Origin of the sequence: Ruminococcus sp. 1001136sp1_2201st1_G3_2201SCRN_220225, assembly GCF_040924365.1 — a bacterium.
In the GTDB taxonomy this organism is placed as follows: Bacteria; Bacillota; Clostridia; order Lachnospirales; family Lachnospiraceae; genus Blautia_A; species Blautia_A faecis.
This window is the reverse complement of sequence record NZ_JBCOME010000108.1, coordinates 1-4,837: the sequence shown is the minus strand read 5'-3', so window position 1 is coordinate 4,837 and position 4,837 is coordinate 1. Positions and strand designations below refer to the sequence as shown.

General features: G+C 39.6%; 8 protein-coding genes. 2 read left to right on the top strand and 6 right to left on the bottom strand.

Translation table 11 applies throughout. The annotated features are described in order from the left end of the window. The coding region (locus AB5642_RS19645; RefSeq protein ID WP_368371907.1) for a transposase at nucleotides 1–842 on the top strand (842 nt) is incomplete at its 5' end. Nucleotides 843–1,144: 302 nt separating this feature from the next. Here AB5642_RS19645 and AB5642_RS19640 read toward each other — a convergent pair. Then, nucleotides 1,145–1,477: a helix-turn-helix domain-containing protein gene (locus AB5642_RS19640; RefSeq protein ID WP_072522465.1), complete on the bottom strand. Its 333-nt coding sequence runs from the start codon at nucleotides 1,475–1,477 to the stop codon at nucleotides 1,145–1,147. A 142-nt stretch (nucleotides 1,478–1,619) separates the two neighbouring features. Between AB5642_RS19640 and AB5642_RS19635 the strand changes: the two genes are divergently transcribed. Next, nucleotides 1,620–1,973 (top strand): cupin domain-containing protein, encoded by a 354-nt coding sequence (locus AB5642_RS19635; protein ID WP_117495883.1) that lies wholly within the window; start codon nucleotides 1,620–1,622, stop codon nucleotides 1,971–1,973. 166 nt (nucleotides 1,974–2,139) lie between these two features. Here AB5642_RS19635 and AB5642_RS19630 read toward each other — a convergent pair whose 3' ends face one another. The 5 genes from AB5642_RS19630 to AB5642_RS19610 form a co-directional block, all read right to left on the bottom strand. Continuing rightward, nucleotides 2,140–3,048 carry a radical SAM mobile pair protein B gene (locus tag AB5642_RS19630; RefSeq protein WP_173719348.1) on the bottom strand — a complete coding sequence of 303 codons (909 nt, stop codon included), beginning with the start codon at nucleotides 3,046–3,048 and terminating at the stop codon, nucleotides 2,140–2,142. Then, the gene (locus AB5642_RS19625) at nucleotides 3,036–3,725 is read right to left on the bottom strand and encodes a radical SAM mobile pair protein A (RefSeq protein ID WP_173716688.1); all 690 of its coding nucleotides are present in this window, start codon (nucleotides 3,723–3,725) and stop codon (nucleotides 3,036–3,038) included. The genes AB5642_RS19630 and AB5642_RS19625 overlap by 13 nt, the downstream gene beginning before the upstream one ends. Continuing rightward, complete coding sequence (locus AB5642_RS19620; protein ID WP_117559293.1) at nucleotides 3,722–4,159, bottom strand: radical SAM mobile pair system MarR family transcriptional regulator; 438 nt, start codon at nucleotides 4,157–4,159, stop codon at nucleotides 3,722–3,724. Before AB5642_RS19620 ends, AB5642_RS19625 begins: the two co-directional genes overlap by 4 nt. 130 nt (nucleotides 4,160–4,289) lie before the next feature. Continuing rightward, the gene (locus AB5642_RS19615) at nucleotides 4,290–4,454 is read right to left on the bottom strand and encodes a hypothetical protein (RefSeq protein ID WP_173716665.1); all 165 of its coding nucleotides are present in this window, start codon (nucleotides 4,452–4,454) and stop codon (nucleotides 4,290–4,292) included. Then, on the bottom strand, nucleotides 4,447–4,599 hold the full coding sequence (locus AB5642_RS19610) for a hypothetical protein (protein WP_226841011.1): 153 nt from the start codon (nucleotides 4,597–4,599) through the stop codon (nucleotides 4,447–4,449). The genes AB5642_RS19615 and AB5642_RS19610 overlap by 8 nt, the downstream gene beginning before the upstream one ends. Between the last annotated feature and the right edge of the window lie 238 nt (nucleotides 4,600–4,837).

Below are 4,837 nucleotides of genomic sequence, written 5' to 3'. Positions count from 1 at the left end.
AGCTGTTATATGATGCACTGTATCATGCTGCTTCAGCCACATTGAATGAATTGTCAAAAGATGCAAAGTATCTGGGAGCTGATATAGGGTATATCTGCATTCTTCATACCTGGGGCTCTGCAATGAATTATCATCCTCATATTCATACCATTGTTCTTGGAGGTGGGCTTGATGATGAAAATAAATGGAAAGACACAGGTGGAAATTTTTTTCTCCCATATGGTGTCATCTCAAAAGTGTTCCGTGGAAAATATCTGGATGAGTTAAAAAGCCTGTGGAATGATTCTAAGCTTAAATTTCATGGTACAGCAGAGAAATATCAGAACAGCTATCGTTTTAAAGAACTTCTTGATAAGTGTTATGAAAAGAACTGGGTCACTTACTGTAAAGAAACTTTCAATGGTGCACAGTCGGTTATCAATTATCTTGGAAAATATACCCACAGGATAGCAATCAGTAATCATCGAATCAAATCCATGACGGATACGACAGTTACATATGCAGTAAAAGACTATAAAAACGAAGGCCACTGGAAAGAGAAAACAATTTCAGGAGAAGAATTCATCCGTCGATTCATGATGCATGTTCCACCCAAACGATTTGTCAGAATCCGGCACTATGGTCTGCTATCATGTAGAAACAAGAGAAAAAAGATAACTCTCTGCAGAAACCTGCTTGGATGCAAGAAATACATTTCTACATTAAAAAATCTAAATGCAGTAGAAATGATAAAGGTTTTGTATCACATTGATGTATGCAAATGTTCTTCTTGCGGAGGGAATATGGTATCACCCCGCAAAGATAAATACAGTTCTTCTTTTCATGCACATATGAGATGTTAAAATCTACAATTGCATAGAATAAATGGCTTCCGCATAGGAGGTTTGTTTGTCATGCCTGAAATTGATTTCTTGAATAAAAAAACTTTTACCAAAACACCCAGTATGATAAACTTAAGGAAAAGAGCAACGATTGAATCCCCATAGCTATCGGCTAAAGGGACGCGACTTTGTTCACCAAGGTAAAATCGAAATTGATGTAAACGAAAGGGCAGTTTTTATCAGAACTCAAGGCTGCTTTTTCGTTTACACCAACTCCGATTGTTTCCTTAACAGTTGTTCGAGCTTTTCAAATACTAACGTACTTAATTCTGTTCAATAAGTGATTTATAGTAGTTACCAAAGTCAGCAAGTGAATTAACAATTGGAAGCATTTTTGTTCCGAGTTCCGTTAATCCGTATTCAACTCTCGGTGGCTGTTCATGGTAATCGTGGCGATATGCCAGTCCATCACTCATCATTTGCCTTAAACTATCTGTCAAAACCTTTTGTGAAATACCATCTATACTTCGTTGTAGCTCATTGAATCTCCATGGACGCTCTTTCAAGTTACGCAAAATCAGCAGTTTCCATTTTCCTCCGATGAGAGATACTGCTGTTGCAACTGGGCATTCCGGTAATTCTTCTTTTGCTCGCATAATTCTCACCTCCAAGTCGATTGTAACACATTTAATTTTGAGTGTACAGTTACAAAAAGGTGCGTACTTGTTTTTGTATGTGTCTCACACTATACTAATACCAAGCAACCAGAAACTACAAATCAACTATGGAGGTATTATTATGACAAATTACACAAAAACAACTATTGGAAAGGAAAACCGAATTGAACTGCATGAAAAGTTGTCTTTAACAGGTGCAGAAATCAGTTTAAACGAACTACCTGCAGGAGCAAATGTCCCATTTGTTCATTCTCATAAAGAAAATGAGGAAATCTATGGAATTCTTTCAGGTAACGGCAAAGCCATAATTGATGGAGAAGAAATCAGCCTTTCAACTGGAGACTGGCTAAAAATCGCACCTGCTGCAAAGCGTCAGTTTTTTGCATCCGATATTTCCGGAATTACTTATATCTGCATTCAGGTAAAAGAAAATTCTCTGGAACATTTTACAGCAGAGGACGCCGTAATCGGCTAATTAAAAGTATTTATTTACAAAAATGCACAGCTCCCGATAAGCTAAGAACTGTGCATTTCTTTTTTCTTCAATTTTACAATTTCTCTATTTTTCAAACAAGAACTTCTCGATTTCAAATGGCGATAAATAAATCTCTCCACCATCATCAGTTTAATTTTCGTTTAGATTAACGATTTCTTTTTCCTGTATTCTCTGTCCCTCGGATTTCCTCATGATAGAAATAATCTACGATCACCGGATGTCCCTGCGAGACTCTGCCATAAGGCATTTCATTATCCACAAATGGGCAATCATACTTCTTAGCCATTTCCTCAGCTTTTACTTCAAGTACTTCAAAGTAGCTGCGGTTATGCTTGTTATAGATCTCGTCGTAAAGTGGTACAAGATCAGGATATTTTCCGGCGATATAATCCATAATTGTCTTTTTGAAACCGCCTCGAAGATTGAGATTTTCGAGCCAGAACAGATCGCACTGATCCTTTACCCGCTCAAAGATTGCTTCAAAATTCGTGATACCGGGAAACACCGGAGATACGAAACAGACTGTACGGATACCTGCTTCATATACCTGCTTCATAGCAGCGATACGGCGCTCAATGCTAGAAGCAGAGTCCATATCGTTCTTGAAATTTTCATCTAGTGTGTTGATCGACCATGAAACGGTTACTCGTCCAAGCTTCTTCAGCAGATCAATATCCCGTACCACAAGATCCGACTTTGTGCAGATCAGAATATCTGCGTCACTGCCGATCAGCTGCTCCAGAAGTTTTCTGGTATTCCCGAATTGCTCCTCCTGTGGATTGTAGCCATCTGTCACAGAACCGATGACCACCCGCTGTCCGGCATATTTCTTCGGATTCTTAATTTCCGGCCAATGCTTCACATCAAGGAAAGTGCCCCATTCCTCCTTGTGTCCGGTAAAGCGCTTCATAAAAGAAGCATAGCAATACTTGCAGGCGTGTGTACAGCCTACATATGGATTGACCGAGTAACCGCCTACAGGCAGACTGGACTTGGTCATGATGTTCTTTGTTTCCGCCTCATTAATGAGGATTCCATTTATTACTTCTGCCATGATCTCTGTACCTCCAACACTTTATTGAATTCATCCGGCATTTCCTGAATCATATTTTCATTCCCTATGATAGGGACAAGATCTTCCTTCATAAATACCGGAATGTCAAGCATATGCGCCTGATCTGTCAAAGACCATGCCCACTCCGGCTCCGTATGAACCTTCCTGCTCTGAACTCCAGTCATGGTGCCGACAACGATCCAGTTGATCCCGGAAAGATCAACTGAACCTGGATTGTCGAATAGCGGCTCAAAGGTAACATGATAGTGTTTTGCTCTGACATTTTCCCGTAGTGCGTCAATACGCCACAATTCTGCTTTTCTCGTCACCGTAACACCAAACCATGCGTTTTCCAAATCTGTATCAAAATCCAGCAGATCTGGTCGCTTTGTAAGGAACAGGAACTGATGCTGTGGATTTTCACGGATTTTTTCAAATACCTCGTCTCTCCATTCTGACTTCCAGCCGGAAAGATCGCTCATGCCGTTAAGAAGAAAGTTCTGCGGACGTTTCTTTTCCATCATCTTGAGCTTACCCGGAAAGAATTCAGGGTCAGCAAAGTCATCAATCATATGCCAGCGTTTCACATTATTGCGGGCATAGCAATATGCACACCCCACTGTACATCCGATGACGATATTCATGTTTTGAATCTGATCTTTGATACAAATACTCATGATTTCTGCCACTCCTCAAGATTCTTTCTGATACGGTCGAGGTATTCCTCAAACTGGGTAATTTCTTCCTCCGAAAAACCTTTGTAGTAAATACTGCCCATTTTATCAGATACAGAATCGTATTTGTCCTTTAAGGCATGTGCTTTTTCAGTCAGAAACAGGAGTGTTTTCCTTTTGTCCGTTTCAGACTGAACACGTCTTATCAGCCCTTGATTTTCCATTCTTTCCAGCATCGTAGTAAGAGAAGTTATCGCTAATCCACATTTAATCGAGAGTGACCTGATTGAGATTCCATCTTCCTGCCACAGTACATAAAGAATACGCCCCTGGGCTCCGTTAAACGCATCAATATTCTTTTCGCTGAGAATCTTCTCAAAGATTCGATCTCCAAGTTGTTTTATTTTGGTAACAAGAAATCCGCCATTCATTTTCATACAAAAACTCCTATATAGTATTTTATCAAATAATACTATATAGGAGTTTTACTGTCAACAGTTTGTATGTCTAAGTAGAAGTAAATTCCGATTTGCGCGTTAAATCGTTTTCTTCATTCTATCACAGCTTCTATTGATCCGCCATCAATCTTTCAAACCAGGTATCCATAGCAAGGATAAACTTGCTTGCTCCTGACCATTCTTGCAGCATCTCATCCAAAGTCTTATGCTTCACATATTTCTGCACATATACCCAACAGGCAACACCACTGGCTTCTGATACAATGTCAGCCATACTTCTCAATGCTTTCCTGCAGAAGAAACATTTCCTTATCATCTTTTACTTGAAAGGGATGTTCCTTAAAAGGGCGGAGACGCTCAATCTCAATTTCTATGATTCGTTCTTCTTTTTCTTCTGATTGTCTGTTTGCTTCAGTCATCTCGACTCCTTTCCTCTAGGATTCAGGATATAAAAAATGCCTGCCTGGAACTTTTGTTGTAGGTAAAGTTCCAAACAGACATTGCTGTTTGACTATTAGCTGTAGCTAATAGAATTATATACTGTTTCAGCTAATTTATGTTTGCAGGTTTCGGAGAGATGGTTTCTTTTCCCGCCTTTTCTCTGATTTACATCCCCGAATAAGGGGTGACAACAGAGCGGAACTCAAATGTTAGCTG